Consider the following 19,879-nt stretch of genomic DNA (forward strand, 5'->3'; position numbering starts at 1 on the left):
AGGACAGCGGCGCCCGGCTGCTGGTGACGCAGCGCGGGCTGCAGGAGGGGGCCGCGCGCTTTCCAGGGGAGGTGCTCCTTCTGGAGGATATGGAGGCCGCGGCCGCGGTTGAAGTGCGGGTAAGCGGCAAGGAGAGCGGCGGCGACAAAGCGCTCCCAGAGAGAGGCGCCGAAGAAGCGGTGTGCGGGACCTGCGGAGACGGCGGCGGCTCGCTCTCCGAGCCGGGCAATCCGGAGCCGGTGAACGGCCCGGACGATATGGCCTACGTCATCTATACGTCGGGCTCCACCGGCACGCCCAAGGGCGTCATGATCGAGCACCGCAGCGTGCTGCACCTGGCGGATTGGTTCGGCCGCCTGTACGGCTTGGGTCCGGGCCAGAACGTCCTGCACATGACGAGCAGCTCGTTCGATGTCAGCGTCGAGGAGACGCTGGTGTCGCTACTGCACGGGGCGACGGTGGTCATCGCCGAGAAGCCGCATATTTTGATGAGGGAGCAGTTCATCCCGTTCCTGAACAAGCATCAGATTCATCTGGCCCAGTTCGTGCCGGCGACGCTGCAGGAGCTGCTGGCCGATCAGCCGGATCAGGCGCCGAGCCTGCGGGCGGTGCTCTGCGGCGGGGATCGGCTGGACCCGGTCGTCGCGGAGATGGTGCTGGCCCAAGGGTACAAGCTGTACAACCACTACGGGCCGACGGAGGCTACGGTCGACGCGACGCGCTACGCGTGCATCCGGGGGGGAAAGGCGCTGCTGGGCCGTCCGGTCGAAGGGGCAGAGATTCTCGTGCTCGACAGGCACGGGAAGCTGGCCCCGATCGGGGTTCCGGGCGAGCTGTGCATCGCGGGAACGGGCTTGGCCCGCGGCTACCTGCACCGCCCGGAGCTGACTGCGGAGAAGTTCGTACCGCATCCATACAAGCCGGGGGAGCGGATGTACCGAACCGGCGACGAGGCGAGATGGCTGCCGGACGGGAACTTGGAATATCTGGGCCGCCTCGACCAGCAGGTGAAGGTGCGCGGTTACCGGATCGAGCCGGGCGAGGTGAGCCACCGGCTGCTCCAGCATCCCGTCGTCAGGGAGGCGCTGGTGACGGCGGAGCGTGAAGAGGGAGGGCATGCCTACTTATGCGCCTACCTCGTCACCGAGCGGGAGTGCACCGCAACCGAGCTGAGGGCGCATTTAGCGAACAGCATGCCGGAATATATGATCCCGTCTTATTTCGTGAGGCTGGGGCAGTTCCCGCTCTTGCCGAACGGGAAGATCGATCTGAAGGCGCTGCCGGATCTGGACCGGGATATAGCGGGGACGGAGTATGCCCGGCCGGAGAACGTTGTTCAAGCCATATTGACTGAGGTATGGCAGGAGGTGCTTGGCGTCGAGCGTATCGGCATCTTCGACAGCTTTTTTGATTACGGCGGCGATTCGATCAAGGCGATCCAGATTGCGGCCCGGTTGAACCGGCACTCGCTGAAGCTGGAAATAAAGGACTTGTTTTTACATCCGACGATAGAGCAGCTGTCTCCCTTGGTGAAGCGTAGAGAGAGCTGGATCGATCAAAGCCCTGTGGAGGGCAGAGTACGGCTCACCCCGATCCAAATTTGGTTTTTCGGGCAAAACTTCCGTAACCGGCATCAGTGGAACCAGGCGGAGATCTTTTTCCGCCGTGAAGGCTTCAATCCCGTCCTGCTCGAACGGGCGCTGCACAAGATCGTCGAGCATCATGACGCGCTCCGTCTCGTTTTTCATGAGCATGATCACGAGATCGTGCAGATGAACCGGGCCACGGACGGCACCCATTTTACGCTTGAGGTCATGGACCTCCGCCAGCACGCCGATTGGGCGGAGCGCATCGAAGCCGATGTTCTCCGGCTACAGGGCGGCGTCGATTTGAGCGCAGGACCGCTCGTCAAGGCAGGCCTGTATCAGACGGCGGAAGGAGACCATCTGGCGCTCGTCATTCATCATCTGGCCATTGACGGCGTGTCGTGGAGAATCCTTATTGAGGATTTGAGCGCCGCTTATGAAGCGGCGGCAGCCGGACAGCCTGTCGCACTGCCGGATAAGACCCACTCCTATCAGAGATGGGCGGAGGAGCTGACCGCATTCGCGGGAAGCCGCGCTCTGCTTCAGGAAATCCCATACTGGGCGAATATCGAGAATACGCTGGCAGACCCACTGCCCAAACGGCAATCCGCCGCATCCAATACGCAGGAGGACAGCGCTGCGGTGACCTTCCGCCTTTCCGGTAACGAGACGGAGTGTTTGCTGAAGAAGGCGAACCAGGCTTACCGCACCGAGCCTAACGATATTTTGCTGGCCGCGCTTGGGCTGGCGTTAAGAGACTGGGGAAAGATGGAGCGGATCGCGGTGGAGATGGAAGGACACGGCAGGGGAGAGATTGTTCCCGATCTGGACATTACCCGTACGATAGGCTGGTTTACTTCCGCTTTTCCGGTAATTTTGCATATTTCGTCGGGGGATGATGCCAAGAGCGCGCTTATCCGGACGAAAGAAACGCTCCATCATATTCCAAGCAAAGGGATTGGCTATGGAGTTTTGAAATATTTGACACCGCGGCAGCATCTGAGCGGCTTGAGCTGGAAGCTGAAGCCAGAGATCAGCTTCAATTATCTCGGCCAATTCGTCGGGGAGGAAGAAGGGCCGCTCCTCGCCGCTTCGCCGCTGTCGGCGGGCGGCTCTATGCATCGGTTGTCGGAGCGAACTCACGCGCTGGACATTACCTCCGTGACCATGGAGGGGCGGCTGCTTACGGCGATTCAATATAATAGCCGGGAATATTCCGAGCGCGAGATGGAGGAGCTGTCGAATCGGTACCGGACCCGGCTTCTGAATCTGATAGATCATTGCATGAGCATCGACGAGGGCGGACTGACGCCTAGCGATCTCGACGATCCGGAACTGACGGTGGAAGAACTGGACGATATTTTGGAACTGGTCAAGGATTTATAACTACTGCGGAGGGAGGGGCAGCCGCCGCTCCTTTCGCTTCCAATACACGATGGTCAGGAGTGAGCTTCATTGGATAGAAATGAAATCCAGAATGTATATCCGTTATCCCCTATGCAGGAAGGGATGCTGTTTTACTCGCTGCTTCAGGAAGATCCCGGTATGTATTGCTTGCAATTATCGCTAACGATCGAGGGGGATCTGAATCTGGACGCGGTGCAGCGGAGCTTCGATGCGCTGCTGCAGAAGCATGATATCCTCAGAACGATCTTCGTGCATGAGAAGCTCCAGAAGCCGCGGCAGATTGTGCTGAAGGAGAGAACGGCCAAGGTTGTGTTTGAAAATCTGCTGGACCTGTCCCCGGAGCAGCGGAAGGAGCGGTGGGAAGCCTATGAGCGGGAGGATCGGAGCAAAGGCTTTGATTTGGCCAAGGACGTGCTGTTCCGTGTGGCTGTCTTCCGCACCGGCGAACGCAATTGGCGAATGCTCTTCACCCATCACCATATCATTCTGGATGGCTGGTGTTTTCAAATCGTGATGCGCGATTTCTTCGACATCTATGCTACCTTGCTGGGTGGCGGCGCGTTGAGCGGGGAAGCGTCTCCTCCTTACAGCAGTTATATTCAATGGCTGGACAAGCAGGATCGGAAGGAAGCCGTGCAGTATTGGCGGAAGCGTCTCGAAGGGTACGAGCAGCCGAGCGCGGTGCCCGCACTCCGCGCTGGGAAAGGCGGAACGTATGAGAAGGCGGATTACGTGCAGCCCTTGGGCGAGGAGCTGCAGCACAGCTTGACAAGGCTGGCCCGGACCTGCCAAGCCACCTTGAATAGCGTCATGCAAGCGGCGTGGGCGATTGTGCTGCACCGATACAATCAGGCCGATGACGTCGTATTCGGCGCCGTCGTGTCGGGACGGCCGCCTGAAATCGAAGGAATCGAGCGCATGGTCGGCCTCTTTATCAATACCGTGCCAGTCCGCGTGCGCCTTCGCAAGGAAGAGACGTTTTCTGCTCTCGTTCAAAAAGTGCAGCGGGACATGGCGGAAGCGGAAAAATATATGTACGTATCGCTTGCGGATGTGCAAGAGCAGTCGCCGTTAAAGCATCGCCTCCTGGATCATATCGTCGCCTATCAGAACTATCCGGCGCAAGCGGCCGATCCGGAAGAAGAGGCGGCGCTGTTGAAGTTTACGATTACGGGCATGCATTCTCACGAGCAAACGAATTATGATTTTAATCTGACGATAGCGCCTGATGAAGGGCTGTTCATGATCAACTATAACGCGGCCCGGTACGAGCCGGAGGAGATTCAGGCCATCGCAGGGCATTATATGGCCGTTCTGCGGCAAGCGGCGGCCGGCCCGGCGCTGCCGATAGAAGCAATGGAGCTAGCCGACGGCGAGGAGCGGCGGCTCCTGCTTGAGCTTGCGGTTCTTGCGGGGCATGGCCGGCCGGCGGCGCATACGCTGGACATCTATTTTGAACGGCAGGCTGCCGCCCGCCCGGAGCATGCCGCATTAATTGAAGGCGGAACGAGCATGACCTACGGAGAGCTGAATTCGCGGGCGAACCGGCTGGCCCGGCGGCTGCGGCTGAAGGGGGTCCGCCCGAATGCGGTCGTCGGGATGATGACCGGACGCTCGGCTGAGATGATCGTCGGCATATTGGCCGTGCTGAAGGCGGGGGGTGCTTATTTGCCTATCGACCCGGCCTATCCGGGGGAGCGGATCGCCTACATGCTGGCTGACTCGGGTGCCGCGCTCCTGCTGGCCGATCGCACTTCCGCCAACAGCCGTGTGCTAGCGGAGTTCGCCGGAGAAGTCATTCAGATAGAAGAAGAAACCGCGCTGGAAAGCGACGATTCGAACCTGGATCGTCTCGCTTCTCCTACGGATCCGGCCTATATCATTTATACGTCGGGCTCGACCGGCCAGCCGAAAGGGATATTGACGGCTCACCGCAATATCGAGAGAGTGGTAATCGATCCAGGATACATAAATATTACGCCGGATGACCGGATATTGCAGTTGTCGAACTATGCCTTCGACGGCTCGATTTTCGACATTTTCGGCGCCCTGCTCAACGGCGCTTCGCTGGTGCTGGTGCCGAAGGAGTTCATGCTGGATATGGGGCAATTGTCGGCGTACATTTCCGGTCAGAAGATCACGATGTTTTTTACGACGACGGCTTTATTCAATACGCTGGTTGAAGTGAACGCCCCTGCGCTTCGCGGTCTTCGCCATGTGCTGTTCGGCGGGGAGCAGGTCACGATGTCTTATGTGGAAAAGGCGTTCCAGGTGATGGGGCCGGGCAAAATCATTCATGTGTACGGTCCGACGGAAAGCACGGTCTTCGCCACCTTCTATGCCGTAGATCGCCTCGCTTCGGATAGTCGGATGCTTCCGATCGGCCGTCCTCTGCGGAACACCGGAGCACTCGTCCTGAACGAATACGGACGGCTGCAGCCGATCGGCATACCGGGGGAGCTGTGCATTACCGGCGAAGGCTTGGCGGCAGGGTATGTGAACCGGCCGGAGCTGAGCGCCGACCGCTTCGTCCCATGTCCTTATCTGGACGGAGAGCGGATGTACAAGACGGGCGATTTGGTGCGCTTGCTGCCGGACGGCAATCTCGAATATATGGGGCGGATCGATCATCAGGTCAAGATTCGCGGCTTCCGGATCGAACCCGATGAGATTGCCCATAAGCTATTGCTGCATAAGTCGGTCAAAGAAGCGCTGGTTCTCCCTTATCAAGATGAAGCGGGGCATAGCAGTCTCTGTGCATACCTCGTTCCGGACGGAGAATGGAGCAGAGCGGATATCCGGGCCCATTTATCCCGCGCCTTACCGGACTATATGATTCCTTCCTGCTTCGTGGAGATGGAACGCTTTCCGCTGACGCCGAACGGAAAGATTGACAGACGGTTGCTTCCGGAGCCCGATGCTGTAATGCGTACCGTCGCCGAGTACGAGGCTCCCCTTACGGAAGCCGAACAGAAGCTCGCCGGCTTGTGGCAGCAGGTTCTCGGGGTAGAGCGGGTCGGAAGACACGATCATTTCTTCGAGCTGGGAGGGCATTCGCTGAAAGCCACGATGCTGATTGCGCGGACCGCCAAGCTGTTCGAGACGCCGCTGCCTCTTCAGGAAGTCTTCGCCCGGCCGGTGCTGCGCGACATGGCGGCGCTGCTGGAGCGGACGCCGCGGCAGCGGTACGAGACGATCAGGCCTGCCGAGCCCCGGGAGCTGTATCCTGCGTCTCTGGCTCAGAAGCGGATCTATGTCGCAAGTCAATTGGACGGAGCGGATCTCAGCTACAATATGCCACTTCTGCTCCGGGCGCCTTATCCGCTTGACCGGCAGCGGGTAGAGCGGAGTCTGGAAGCATTGGCGGCGAGACATGAGAGCCTCCGCACCTGCGTGGCGCGCGACGGGGAGGAGTTGTTCCTCAAGGTGCTCCCCCGGGTAACGGTTCCCCTCGCCTGCGAAGCGGTTGCGGAGGAGGAGGTCCGGGAGATCGCAGCCGGGTGGATCCGGCCCTTCGATGTGCGGGAAGCGCCTTTGCTGAGAGCAGGTCTGATTGATACCGGCAACGGGGATTCAATCTTGTTTTTGGATATGCACCATATCATTTCGGACGGCGTGTCTCTTGATATTTTGCTGCGCGAGTTCGCGCAGCTCTACGCCGATCCGCATGCGCCGCTCGATCCGCTCCCTGTTCAGCACAAAGATTTTGCTGTATGGCAGCGCGAGCAGATGAATACGGAACCGATGCGGAAGCTGGGACGGTACTGGCTCGAGACGTTTGCCGGGGACATTCCCGTGCTCCAGTTGCCTGCCGATTTTCCGAGACCTTCCGTGCAGCAGTTTGTCGGCGATACAGTGGAATATGAGTTATCGAAGGAAATGACGGAACAATTGAAGCGGCAAGCCGCAGAGAACGGGACGACATTATTTTTGATGCTGCTGGCGATGTATAACCTTTTGCTGCACAAATATACGGGGCAAGAAGATCTCGTGGTAAGCACGCCGGTTACCGATCGGCCCTTCGCCGAACTGGAAGGCGTCGTCGGCATGTTCGTCAATACTGTTCCGTTACGAAGCTTCCCGCAGCCGGACAAAACGTTCGGATCGTTCCTGGAAGAAGTTCAACGTACCGTCATTCAAGCTTACGAAAACCAGGCTTATCCGGCCGAGCAGTTGTTCGAGAGGTTGAATCTTCGCAGGGACGTAAGCCGCACCCCGTTATTCGAGACGATATTCACGCTGCAAAATGTTATTGAGAGTGCGGAGGCGAGCGGGATGCCGGGCTGGACTCCCGTTGAAATGGACCATCATGCGATCCAGTTCGACTTGGCGGTGGAGGCGATCGAATACGACGGCACGCTGGTGCTGCGGTTCGAGTACAGCACGAGCCTGTTCGCGCGGGAGACGATCGAGCGGATGGCCGTACATTTCGAGCAGCTTGTCCGGACGGCGCTGGAACGGCCGCAGGCGCGCATCGCGGACATCGAGATCGTCACGGACGCGGAGAAGGCGCAGCTGCTGGGCTCGTTCGCCGGCGCGGAAGCCCGTCCCCTGCGGTACCGCACGCTCGTGGAGCAGTTCGAAGCGCAGGCGGAGAAGACGCCGGACGAGCGGGCGGCCGTGTTCCGGGACGAGGCGATGACGTACCGGGAGTTGAACCGCCGGGCCAACCGGCTGGCCCATGGGCTGCGCGCCAAGGGAGTCGGGCCGGACGATCGCGTCGGCCTGATGACCGCGCCGTCGTTCGGCACGCTTGTCGGCATTGTCGGCATTTTGAAGGCCGGCGGCGCTTACGTGCCGATCGACCCCGACTATCCCGCGGAACGGATCGGCGGGATGCTGGAGGACAGCGGCGCCCGGCTGCTGGTGACGCAGCGCGGGCTGCAGGAGGGGGCCGCACGCTTTCCAGGCGAGGTGCTCCTTCTGGAGGATATGGAGGCCGCGGACGCGGTTGCAGCCCGGGCGAGCGGCAAGGAGAGCGGCGCCGATGAAGCGGTGCGCGGGACCTGCGGAGACGGCGGCGGCTCGCTATCCGAGCTGGGCAACCCGGAGCCGGTGAACGGCCCGGACGATATGGCCTACGTCATCTATACGTCGGGCTCCACCGGCACGCCCAAGGGCGTCATGATCGAGCACCGCAGCGTGCTGCACCTGGCGGATTGGTTCGGCCGCCTGTACGGCTTGGGTCCGGGCCAGAACGTCCTGCACATGACGAGCAGCTCGTTCGATGTCAGCGTCGAGGAGACGCTGGTGTCGCTCCTGCACGGGGCGACGGTGGTCATCGCGGAGAAGCCGCATATTTTGGTGAGGGAGCAGTTCATCCCGTTCCTGAACAAGCATCAGATTGATCTGGCTCAGTTTGTGCCGGCGACGCTGCAGGAGCTGCTGGCGGATCAACCGGAGCAGGCGCCGAGCCTGCGGGCGGTGCTCTGCGGCGGGGAACGGCTGGACCCGGTCATCGCGGAAAAGGTGCTGGCCCAAGGGTATCGGCTGTACAACCACTACGGGCCGACGGAGGCTACCGTCGACGCGACGCGCTACGAGTGCGTTCTTGGAGGAAAGGCGCTGCTGGGGCGTCCGGTCGAAGGGACAGAGGTTCTTGTGCTCGACAGTCACGGGAAGCTGGCTCCGATTGGGGTGCCGGGCGAGCTGTGCATCGCGGGAACGGGTTTGGCGCGCGGCTACCTGAACCGGGCGGAGCTGAACGCGGAGAAGTTCGTGCCGCACCCGTACAAGCCGGGAGAGCGGATGTACCGGAGCGGCGACGAAGTCCGCTGGCTCCTGGACGGGAACCTGGAGTATCTGGGACGCCTCGATCAGCAGGTGAAGGTGCGTGGTTACCGGATTGAGCCGGGCGAGGTGAGCCACCGGCTGCTCCAGCATCCCGCAGTCAGAGAGGCGCTGGTGACGGCCGAGCGCGAAGAGGGAGGGCATGCCTGCTTGTGCGCCTACCTCGTGACCGAGCGGGAGTGCACCGTGTCCGAGCTGAGGGCGCATTTAGCGAACAGCATGCCGGAATATATGATTCCGTCGTATTTCGTGAAGGTGGAGCAGTTCCCACTGCTGCCTAGCGGCAAGATCAATGTCAAGGCACTGCCGGCGCCGGATCTCACGGAAGCGGGAGCGGAATATGCGGCACCCCGCAACTTTATCGAAGAGACCTTGGCGGCAATCTGGCAGGAGGTGCTTGGGGCCGAGAGAGTCGGGATCTATGACCATTTCTTCGAGCTCGGAGGGCACTCGCTGAAGGTCAGGCTGCTCACCGCCCGGATCGAAAAAAAACTGCAGGTCGATATTCCGCTCAAAGAAGTGTTCGCCCGTCCGGTTCTGGAGCAATTGGCGGCGTACGTTGAAGAAGCGCAGCGGCAGGAGCGTCTCAAGATTACGCCGGCCGGACCGCGGGAGCATTACCCGGCTTCCTCTGCCCAGCAACGCATGTATGCCGTCAGTCATCTCCGGGAAGCGCGTCTCAGCTACAATATGCCGATGGCCTTTCGGCTGGAGGAGCGGCTCGAGCTGTCCACGGCGGAGAGAGCGATGCAGCTGCTGGCCGACCGGCACGAGAGCCTCAGGACGTCTTTCCATATGAACGGCGAGGAGCTCGTCCAGCGTATCGCGCCTCATGTCCGGATTCCGGTTCATTACTGGGAATGCGGGGACGAGTCCGAGGCGGATCAGTTGCTGTCCAATTGGATCCGGCCGTTTGATCTAAGGCAGGCCCCCCTGTTCCGTGCAGGCCTGATCCGTATGCGGAATGGCGGCGATCTGCTGCTGCTGGATATGCATCATATGATTTCGGACGGGATATCGATTGACATTTTGCTGGAAGAGTTCGCCCTGATCTGCGCCAACCGGCAGGAGCAGCTCCTTCCGCTGGCGGTGCAGTACAAAGATTTCGCCGTATGGCAGCGTGAACGGAGCAATCCGGAGCAGATGGCGGAGCACGAGCGGTTCTGGCTGGACTCGTTCGCGGGCGATATTCCGGTCCTGCAGCTCCCGGCCGATCGGCCAAGACCGCCCCTGCAGCAATTCGAAGGGGAGGTCATCACGGCCGAGTTGCCTGCCGGGCTGACGGCAAGCATCAAGCGGTTCTCCGCATCATGCGGAGCGACGGTCTTTATGACGCTGCTTGCCGCTTACAATGTCCTGCTGTCCAAATATAGCGGGCAGGAAGACATCGTCATCGGAACGCCGGTATCGGGAAGGCCGCAAGCGGAGCTGGATCAGGTGGTCGGAATGTTCGTGGATATGCTTCCGATCCGCAGCCGCCCGCAGGCCGATCTGACCTTCCGAAGCTTCGTGGAAGAAGTGAAAGAAGGCGTTCTTCTCGCTCTCGAGCATCAAGAGTATCCTGTGCACGAGTGGTTCGACAAGCTGGCAGTGCAACGGGACGCAAGCCGGAATCCGCTGTTCGATACGGTCTTTTCCTTTGCGGCTGAAGGCAAAGCTTCCTCGTTCGCCGGAACTCCCGCAGTCCTGGAGTGGAAGGTATCCAAGTTCGACTTGACGCTGGAAGCCGTGGAAGAGGAGGACGAGATTCACCTGCATTTTGAATACAGCACGAGTCTGTTCGATCGCGAGACGATCGAGCGCATGGCCCTCCGCTTTATCCAGTTGGTCTCCGCCATGGTCGAGTTCCCCGGCCGGAAGCTCGACGCGGAGATGATGGACGAGGCAGAACGGGCGGAGCTGGATTCATTTAATCAGACCCGGACCGAATATCCTGCCGGGCGGACGATCCAGGAGCTGTTCGAGGAGCAGGCGGTCAGAGCGCCGGAACAGAAGGCGGCCGTATGCGGGGACCTCTTCCTGACTTACCGCGAATTGAACGGCAAAGCGAACCGCCTCGCCCGGGTGCTGCGCTCCAAAGGCGTTGCTCCCGATCAGCCCGTCGGCCTGAAGGCCGGACATTCACTGGAGATGCTGATCGGCATCCTCGGCATTATGAAGGCGGGTGGAGCCTATGTTCCGATCGATCCGGGTTACCCGGCGGAGCGAATCCGGCATATGCTGAACGACAGCGGAGCCCGCATCCTTCTGGCCGAGTCGGGGGAAGGCGGAGAAGGCGCATGCGAGACGATTGGCTTGAAGCCTTTCCTGCAGCATGAAGGGGAGAGCTCCAACCCCGAAGCCGCCAGCGGCCCGGAGCATCTGGCATACATCGTGTACACCTCCGGCTCGACTGGCGTACCGAAGGGCGTCATGATCGAGCAGCGATCGCTCGTCAATCTCGTATATTGGCATAACCGGACTTTTGCCATTACTAGCAAGGATAGAAGCGCCAAATTTGCCGGAGTCGGGTTTGATGCGTCCGTTTGGGAGGTTTTCCCGTACCTGATCGCGGGCTCGACGATTCATCTGATCGAGGATCGAATTCGCAAAAATATTTATCTGCTCAGCGAGTATCTGGAGACTCATCGCATCAGCGTCTGCTTTTTGCCGACCGCCCTCTGCGAGCAGTTCATCCGCCTCGAGAACCGGTCTTTGCGGCTGCTTCTTACCGGGGGAGAAAAGATGCACACTGCTCCCGAGCATACGGCTTATACATTGGTCAACAATTACGGACCGACCGAGAACACCGTCGTCACGACGAGCATCGAGATCCGGGACAAGTCGCAGCGGATTCCAATCGGAAGACCGATTGATAACTGCCAGGTCTACATTATGGACCGGCACATGCGGCCGCAACCGATCGGAATTCCCGGCGAAATCTGGATTGCCGGAGCCGGGTTGGCAAGGGGCTATCGGAATCTGCCGGAGCTCACCGCAGAGAGATTTGTCGCCCATCCGTTCGCGCCTGGAGCAAAGATATACCGAAGCGGGGACATCGGGCGCTGGCTGCCGGACGGAACGTTGGAATTCCTGGGAAGGCAGGACAACCAGGTCAAAGTCAGGGGCCATCGCATCGAGCCAGGGGAGATCACGCGGCAGTTGATGCGGATGCCCGCCATCCGGGAGGCGACCGTCGTTGCCCGGGAAGACGGGCAGCGGCAAACGTACTTGTGCGCTTATTTTAGCGCCTCCCAGCCAATGGATATCCCGAAGCTGCGCTCCGCGTTGGCGGATGTTTTGCCGGAATACTGCATACCCGCTTTCCTCGTGCAGGTGAAGGAGCTTCCGGTTACCGCGAACGGCAAGATCGATCACCAGGCTTTGCCGGAGCCTTACGAGTTTTTGTCCGGTTCGGCTCCGTTCGCCGCCCCGCAAAATGCGGTGGAGCGGGAGCTCCGGGACATCTGGTCCGCCGTCTTGGATATCCCGTCGGATTCGATCAGCGTGAGCGACAGCTTTTTCGAGCTGGGCGGGAATTCGATCAATATATTGAAGCTGTTGTCGATGTCGGTCTCCAAGCAATGGAACGTGTCCATCCAGGATTATTTTGAACTGAAAACGATCGAAAATATTGCCCGGAAAATAATGGAGCCCGCGCGAACGATAAGCATCGACTCCCCGGAGGTCCGAATCGACTTGAAGCAAATGGCGAGGAAGAGACGGCCTCTTCCGCTTACCGCGGGAAGCCGCGTCTTGTTGACGGGCGCTACCGGGTTCCTCGGCATTCATCTGCTGGACGACATGCTGGAGCAGACGGAGAGCGTTATCTGCTGCCTTGTCCGCGGCAGCGATCAAGCGGCGGCGGAGGCGAGGTTGCTGGAAGCCGTCGGCTATTACCATCCCGATAAATTTTCCCGCTATGTAGCGGCATTGGGAGAGCGCATCCTCGTCATCAACGGCGATATAACGCGCGAACGGATGGGGCTAACTCCTTCGCAATACGCCAAGCTGGAGCACGGCATTGACCAGATCGTCCATGCGGCCGCCATGACCAAGCATTTCGGTGACTACCGGGAATTCGAACAATTTAATATCGGCGGCACCGAGACGGTTCTTCGTCTGGCGGCTGCCGGGAAGCGGCTGCACTATATTTCAACGATGAGTGTGAGCGGTAATGTAGCCCAAGGGGAAGGGGAGGTCCTTTTCCGCGAGGCTGACTACTTTGTCGGGCAAGAGTTTACGAACAATGTGTATGTAAAAAGCAAGTTCCTGGCGGAAGGTCTCGTCTTGGATGCGATTCGGGAGGAACGGGTTGATGCGAGTGTTTACCGAGTGGGGATGATTACGGGAAGACAAGCCGACGGGCTGGTCCAAAGCAATCTTGCGGACAATGCCTTTACGAATACGCTGGAAACGATCTTTAGGCTGGGAGCGGTGTCGGAAGACATCCATAAAGAGCAAAGTGATTTTTCACCGGTCGATATGTGCAGTGCCGCCATTATGGCATTGATGCAATCGTCCTCCGAGCAGCCGGGCATTCCGGTATACCATATCTATAACCCTCACAAAATAACGATTTCGCAGTTTTTCCGATTGGCCGGAATCGAGATTGAGGTCATGGTGAATGAAAGGTACGAAGAATGGATCGCTTCCGTATCCGATGACCGCGAGCGCTTTGAGGACTTGACTGGCTTTATGTACTATAACGTGGATCTCCGGGAGGAGTACCAGGCACTGGTGCGGACGGACTCCGCTTATACTCAAGCCTGCCTGGAAGAGAGCGGATTTACGTGGCCGCCTCCTGCCGAAGCGTATGTGCGCAAGCTGATAGAGCAGATGAAGAATAAAGGTTATTTTATGCCCCGGCAGAAGGAGGGAGCGGTTTTCTAAGAAAACCGGCTTTTTTCAACGTGAGCTTCCAACCGCTCCCGCTTGCAGGCCGAAGTCAGACCAGTCAAAGGGTGGAAGAGATAGATGATTGCGGTACATGTAGAGAATGCGGCGAAGTCATGGGACGGAAGGACCCTGTTCGAGAACGTCCACTTGGAAATCGCCGAAGGCGAGCATGTCGCTTTGCTTGGCAATAACGGTGCCGGCCCGCCGGGACACCGTGTACCGCAAAATCTCGGCTTTGAGCAGGGGAGAAAAATGCAGGGTCGCTTTTGTGAAGCTTTATTTTTCAAAAGCCGATCTTCTGGTGCTAGACGAGCCTAACAACGACCTGGATTTTCAGACGAGAGAGCGGATAGAGGAAGCGCTCTGCGCTTTTCCGGGTTCGATCGTCGCCGTCTCCCATGACGAGTATTTTTTGAAACGAATCGCCAAGCGCATTCTCGATGTAAGCAGAAATGATGCGGTCCTGTTCAACGGAACATACAGCGAATACCTCGATCATGTGAATGAGGGAAAACAGGCGATCGAACAGTTAACCTAATTTGCAACCCCTTGGAACAAGAAAGCGGACCGTCCGATTCCCGCTGTTTCAGGGGGTTTTTTTCAGATAGATGTCCGGAAATGGGCCGTCCTATGCTTCAAGCGGCAAGTTCACGAATCTTTGTGGTGAACATAATTTCTAATCAGTGTTTACATCGGTTCAGATGACGTGTTATGATTACCTGTGAAATCAATATGGTTAATCTATAAGTATGATGACTAAATTTTCAAGGGGTGTACCGCATGAGCATTGCGCAAATGATTGACCACACGCTGCTGCGGGCAGACGCAGTGAAAGACGAGATTACGAAGCTGACAGAAGAAGCGGCACGATACCAATTTGCCTCGGTATGCGTCAATCCCGCATGGGTGGCGTACTGTGCAGAGCAGCTTGCCGGCACCCCAGTCAAGGTGTGTACGGTCATCGGGTTCCCGCTTGGCGCTTCGACCACGGCCGTCAAAGCTTACGAGACGACGGACGCGATTGCGAATGGGGCCGATGAGATCGATATGGTCATCAATGTCGGACAATTGAAGGCAGGGAACGATGACGAGGTCGAGCGGGACATCGCGGCCGTCGTGTCAGCCGCTGCCGGCAAAGCGCTTGTCAAGGTCATTATTGAGACATGCCTGCTTACGGAGGAAGAGAAGATTCGCGCATGCGAGCTGGCGGTGAAGGCCGGCGCCGACTTCGTGAAGACATCGACCGGCTTCTCTACGGGCGGAGCTACGCGAGAAGACGTGGCGCTCATGCGCAGAACGGTTGGAGAGCGCGCAGGCGTGAAAGCATCCGGCGGAGTACGAAGCCTGGAAGATGTCAAAACTATGATAGAAGCGGGAGCAACGCGAATCGGAGCGAGCTCCGGCGTAAGCATTATGAATGGCATGGAGTCGTCATCTTCATACTAGATTGCTAGGGAAGAAAGCACATGTTGGCGGAGAAGCGCCGATGAAGGAGGAGCAGATCATGAAGGAGCAATTGATTCAAGAGGCACTTGAAGCGCGCAAGCAGGCTTATGCGCCTTATTCCCGGTTCCAGGTCGGGGCCGCCGTGCTCGCCGGGGGAAAAATATTTCGCGGGTGCAACGTGGAAAATGCATCGTATGGCTTAACGAACTGCGCGGAGCGCACCGCTGTATTCAAGGCGGTGTCCGAGGGGGAGAAGAAGATCGAAGCCATTGCCGTCGTAGCGGATACTGAAGGTCCGGTTGCTCCATGCGGCGCGTGCCGTCAGGTGCTGGCTGAATTTTGTGACAGCGACACGAGAATCTTTTTGTCGAATCTTCATGGCAAGACCGAAGAATGGACGATTTCTCGTTTGCTGCCGGGCGCTTTTTCCGCCGAAGACATGGAACAGGACAGCCAATAGGTTTTCCTGTCCTGGACCCTTTGTAAGCGGTAACAGGAATCCGGATTTGTTTTGCAATGCTTGAGCTTGGGAGGAACTTGAGATGAAATATGTGATTGCTATTGCCGGATTGCTGGTTGTATTCGGACTGACCTACATGGCGAGCAAGGACCGTGGCCGCATCCGCTATCGGCCGCTGGTGCAAATGATTGTTTTGCAGATCGTCCTGGCGTTCGTATTGTTGAACACGACGGTGGGCGAGACGCTGATTCGGGGATTTGCCTCTGTGTTCGAAGCGCTGTTGGCCTATGCGGCAGAAGGCGTTAATTTTGTGTTCGGCGGTATCGTGAACGAAGGGCAGGGCACGCAATTTTTCCTGATGGTTCTGCTGCCGATTGTATTTATATCCGCACTAATTGGTATTTTGCAATATACGAAGATTTTGCCGCTCATTATCAAATATATCGGCCTTGCGCTCAGCAAGGTGAACGGCATGGGCAAGCTGGAATCGTATAATGCGGTTGCTTCCGCCATACTGGGGCAATCGGAAGTGTTTATTTCAGTGAAGAAGCAGATCGGCATGCTGCCGGAGCGTCGTCTGTATACGCTCTGTGCTTCCGCCATGTCGACGGTCTCCATGTCCATCGTCGGGGCGTACATGACGATGATCGAGCCGAAATATGTCGTCACGGCGCTCGTGCTGAACCTGTTCGGCGGCTTCATTATCGCATCGATTCTGAATCCGTATACGGTATCGAAGGAAGAGGACATTCTTGAGGTTCAGGAAGAGCACAAGCAATCCTTTTTTGAAATGCTGGGCGAATACATTATGGACGGGTTCAAGGTGGCGATTACCGTCGCTGCGATGCTGATCGGCTTCGTCGCCCTGATTGCGTTGATTAATGGCCTGTTCGGAACCTTGTTCGGTATTACATTCCAGCAGATTTTGGGTTATATTTTTGCGCCGATCGCGTTCCTTATGGGCGTGCCTTGGAAGGAAACGGTCGATGCAGGCAGTATCATGGCGACGAAAATGGTGGCGAATGAATTCGTGGCGATGCTCGATCTGTCCGCTATGACGAAGGACAGCGTAATGTCTTCACGGACGATTGGCATCGTATCCGTTTTCCTGGTCTCGTTCGCGAATTTTTCGTCTATCGGCATTATTTCCGGGGCCGTGAAGGGGCTGCATGAGAAGCAGGGCAACACGGTCGCCCGCTTCGGCCTGCGCTTGCTGTATGGCGCCACGATGGTCAGTGTGCTGTCGGCCACGATTGCCGGTCTGTTCCTGTAAGGAATCGCAACCAACATATATAGTCGCGATGCCGAGGTTCCCTTGCGGAACGCGGCTCGCTGGCTGACGGAGGAGGATGAACGGATTGAGCGTTCACATTGGAGCGAAGCAAGGCGAGATTGCAGAGTCGATACTGCTTCCGGGCGATCCGCTGCGAGCGAAGCATATTGCGGAGACGTATATGGAGGATATCGTGTGCTATAACGAGGTGCGGGGCATGCTAGGGTTCACCGGCACCTATCGCGGGAAGCGGATATCGGTTCAAGGCACGGGCATGGGCATTCCGACGACGAGCATATATGTCAATGAGCTGATTGCGGATTACGGCGTCAAAAATTTGATCCGGGTCGGCACCTGCGGCGCGATGCAGGAGCATGTGCATGTGCGCGACGTTGTTCTGGCCCAGGCATCCTGCACCGATTCCAGCATGAACCGCCATGAATTCAGCGGGTACGATTATTCCCCGATTGCCAGCTTCCCCTTGCTGCAATTGGCTCATGAACGGGGGATGGCCAAGGGGTTGAAGCTGCATGTCGGCAACGTATTCAGCTCGGATATGTTCTATCGCGGCGACAAATCCGTCGTGAAGAAGCTGATGGATTACGGCGTGCTTGGAGTCGAAATGGAAACGACGGCGCTGTACACGCTCGCGGCCAAATACGGCGTCAAGGCGTTGACGATCTTGACGGTAAGCGATCATTTGCTGACCGGGGAGGAGACGACGGCCGCCGAGCGCCAGACGACCTTCCATGACATGATGGAGGTCGCGCTGGAGACGGCGATCTCGATCTAGCGGTTCGAGAGTGGTTAGGCAAGCAGTCCGCCTCAGACGGGACAGCGCATCAATCAACGGGAGACAGGGAGGAGCATCAACGATGAGAATGGTGGATTTGATTGCGAAGAAGCGGGATGGCAAGGAGCTGACGACGGAGGAGATCAACTTCGTCATCGAAGGATATACGAAGGGGGATATTCCCGATTATCAGGTGAGCGCCTGGGCCATGGCCATTTATTTTCAGGATATGTCGGAGCGGGAACGGGCCGATCTGACGATGGCAATGGTGAACTCCGGGGACACGATCGATCTGTCGGCCATTGAAGGCATCAAGGTGGATAAGCATTCAACCGGGGGCGTCGGGGATACGACGACCCTCGTGCTGGCGCCGCTCGTTGCGGCATTGGATATTCCGGTGGCGAAGATGTCGGGGCGCGGGCTCGGCCATACCGGCGGCACAATCGACAAGCTGGAAGCGATCGAAGGCTTCCATGTCGAGATTAGCAAGGACGAGTTCGTGAATCTCGTCAATACACATAAGATTGCCGTCATCGGACAGACTGGCAACCTGACGCCGGCGGACAAGAAGCTGTATGCGCTGCGCGATGTCACCGGCACGGTGAATTCGATTCCGCTCATCGCCAGCTCGATTATGAGCAAGAAGATCGCGGCAGGCTCCGATGCGATCGTGCTTGACGTCAAGACAGGAGCCGGCGCCTTCATGAAGACGGCAGAGGATGCGAAAGAGCTGGCGCACGCAATGGTCAGCATCGGCAACAATGTCGGCCGCAAGACGATGGCCGTCATCTCGGACATGAGCCAGCCGCTTGGGCGCGCGATCGGCAACTCTCTCGAAGTGCAGGAAGCGATCGATACGCTGCGCGGGCACGGGCCGGCCGATCTGGAAGAGCTGTGCCTGGCGCTGGGCCGGCAGATGGTCTATCTTGCGGGCAAGGCCGCAACCTTGGAAGAAGCGGAGGAGCAATTGAAGGAAGTTATCCGCAACGGCAAGGCCTTGGAGAAGTTCAAGGAATTCATCGCGAATCAGGGCGGCAATCCAGCCGTGGCGGACGATCCGAGTCTGCTTCCGCAAGCGTCCTACCTGATCGAAGTCCCGGCACGTCAGGACGGCGTCGTCGCCGAGATCGTCGCGGACGAGATTGGAACGGCGGCCATGCTGCTCGGCGCGGGACGCGCGACGAAGGATTCCGAGATTGATCTGGCGGTCGGCCTGATGCTGAACAAGAAGATCGGGGATCCGGTTCAGGCAGGCGAGTCCCTCGTTACGATTTATGCGAATCGCGAGAACGTCGACGATGTCATCAAGAAGATTTACGCCAACATCCGCATCGGCGACCATGCGGAAGCACCGGTGCTCGTACATGATATTGTAATGGAATAAGCTAGCCATCGTGCAGCCCCCGCCTTACTCTAAGACGGGGGCTGTTAGGCGTCTAGGGGCATGAAAAAAAGTTGCGCAACGGCGGGATTATCGTTCATACTACAAATGAAGCTCGCGCGACAGGAGGCAGACCGCAGTGACTATCAAAGTGCTGATCGCAGACGACAATTCGTTCATTCGGGAAGGCATGAAAATCATATTATCCAGCTTCAAGGAATTGGAAGTGGCCGGCACGGTCGAGGACGGGGCCGAGGCGGTCGCATTATGCAAGAGCCACGACGTGGACGTTGCGCTGCTGGATGTGCGGATGCCGAATATGAACGGCGTCGAAGCGGCCCGCCTGTTGACGGAGGAGACCAAGGTCAAGCCGCTCATTCTGACGACGTTCGACGACGACGAGTTCGTGCTGGAAGCCATCCGGGCGGGCGCGCGCGGATATCTGCTCAAGAACAATGACCCCGAACGGATTCGCGACGCCATCAAGAGCGTCTGCAACGACCATCATGTGCTGCAGGATGTCGTGCTGGACAAGATCAAAGCAAACCTTGCCGCAGGCCATCCTCCTTCCCCGCCCGCGGCCGTGCCCGAGTCCGGAGGGACAACGGCGCCAGCTGCGGCAGCCGATCCGAACGCAAATGGATGCAAAATCGACCGCAGCCTGTTCACCGAACGGGAGCTGGGCGTCATGGACCATATCGCCCGAGGCTTATCCAACAAAGAAATCGCCAAGAAGCTGTTCATTTCCGAAGGAACCGTCGCCAATTATATCACCTCGATCCTGAACAAAACGGGACTCGAGCATCGCACGCAGATTGCGATCTATTATTTGACGGGCGAAGCGAGAATGTCGGAAGAATAGGAG

The 19,879-nt window shown here is 58.2% G+C and carries 9 protein-coding genes; all 9 read left to right on the plus strand.

The window, feature by feature from the left end:
* The coding region (locus DQX05_RS27670; RefSeq protein ID WP_119796502.1) for a non-ribosomal peptide synthetase at positions 1 to 2,972 on the plus strand (2,972 nt) is incomplete at its 5' end.
* Between the two features lie 69 nt (positions 2,973 to 3,041).
* Positions 3,042 to 13,655 (plus strand): non-ribosomal peptide synthetase, encoded by a 10,614-nt coding sequence (locus tag DQX05_RS27675; protein ID WP_119796503.1) that lies wholly within the window; start codon positions 3,042 to 3,044, stop codon positions 13,653 to 13,655.
* Positions 13,656 to 13,842: 187 nt separating this feature from the next.
* Complete coding sequence (locus tag DQX05_RS27680) at positions 13,843 to 14,199, plus strand: ATP-binding cassette domain-containing protein (RefSeq protein WP_259392271.1); 357 nt, start codon at positions 13,843 to 13,845, stop codon at positions 14,197 to 14,199.
* Positions 14,200 to 14,441: 242 nt separating this feature from the next.
* A complete protein-coding gene (gene deoC / locus DQX05_RS27685) occupies positions 14,442 to 15,107 on the plus strand; it encodes a deoxyribose-phosphate aldolase (RefSeq protein WP_119796504.1) in 666 nt (221 codons plus the stop codon).
* Between the two features lie 58 nt (positions 15,108 to 15,165).
* Positions 15,166 to 15,567, plus strand: a complete 402-nt coding sequence (locus DQX05_RS27690) for a cytidine deaminase (RefSeq protein WP_220483293.1) — start codon at positions 15,166 to 15,168, stop codon at positions 15,565 to 15,567.
* Between the two features lie 82 nt (positions 15,568 to 15,649).
* Positions 15,650 to 16,840 carry a NupC/NupG family nucleoside CNT transporter gene (locus tag DQX05_RS27695; protein ID WP_119796506.1) on the plus strand — a complete coding sequence of 397 codons (1,191 nt, stop codon included), beginning with the start codon at positions 15,650 to 15,652 and terminating at the stop codon, positions 16,838 to 16,840.
* Positions 16,841 to 16,925: 85 nt separating this feature from the next.
* Positions 16,926 to 17,633 (plus strand): purine-nucleoside phosphorylase, encoded by a 708-nt coding sequence (deoD, locus tag DQX05_RS27700; protein ID WP_119796507.1) that lies wholly within the window; start codon positions 16,926 to 16,928, stop codon positions 17,631 to 17,633.
* 82 nt (positions 17,634 to 17,715) lie between these two features.
* Entirely contained in the window at positions 17,716 to 19,017 is a 1,302-nt protein-coding gene (locus DQX05_RS27705) for a pyrimidine-nucleoside phosphorylase (RefSeq protein WP_119796508.1), read from the plus strand.
* 136 nt (positions 19,018 to 19,153) lie between these two features.
* Positions 19,154 to 19,876 (plus strand): response regulator transcription factor, encoded by a 723-nt coding sequence (locus DQX05_RS27710; protein WP_119796509.1) that lies wholly within the window; start codon positions 19,154 to 19,156, stop codon positions 19,874 to 19,876.
* The last annotated feature ends 3 nt before the right edge of the window (positions 19,877 to 19,879 follow it).

It is taken from the genome of Paenibacillus thiaminolyticus, assembly GCF_003591545.1.
GTDB classification, from domain to species: Bacteria; Bacillota; Bacilli; order Paenibacillales; family Paenibacillaceae; genus Paenibacillus_B; species Paenibacillus_B thiaminolyticus_A.

What these genes read in the sequence shown, in the direction of transcription:
- DQX05_RS27695 (WP_119796506.1), top strand. Translation starts at nt 15,650, where the DNA reads ATGAAATATGTGATTGCTATTGCCGGATTGCTGGTTGTATTCGGACTG.
- DQX05_RS27690 (WP_220483293.1), top strand. Translation starts at nt 15,166, where the DNA reads ATGAAGGAGCAATTGATTCAAGAGGCACTTGAAGCGCGCAAGCAGGCT.
- deoC (WP_119796504.1), top strand. Translation starts at nt 14,442, where the DNA reads ATGAGCATTGCGCAAATGATTGACCACACGCTGCTGCGGGCAGACGCA.
- DQX05_RS27705 (WP_119796508.1), top strand. Translation starts at nt 17,716, where the DNA reads ATGAGAATGGTGGATTTGATTGCGAAGAAGCGGGATGGCAAGGAGCTG.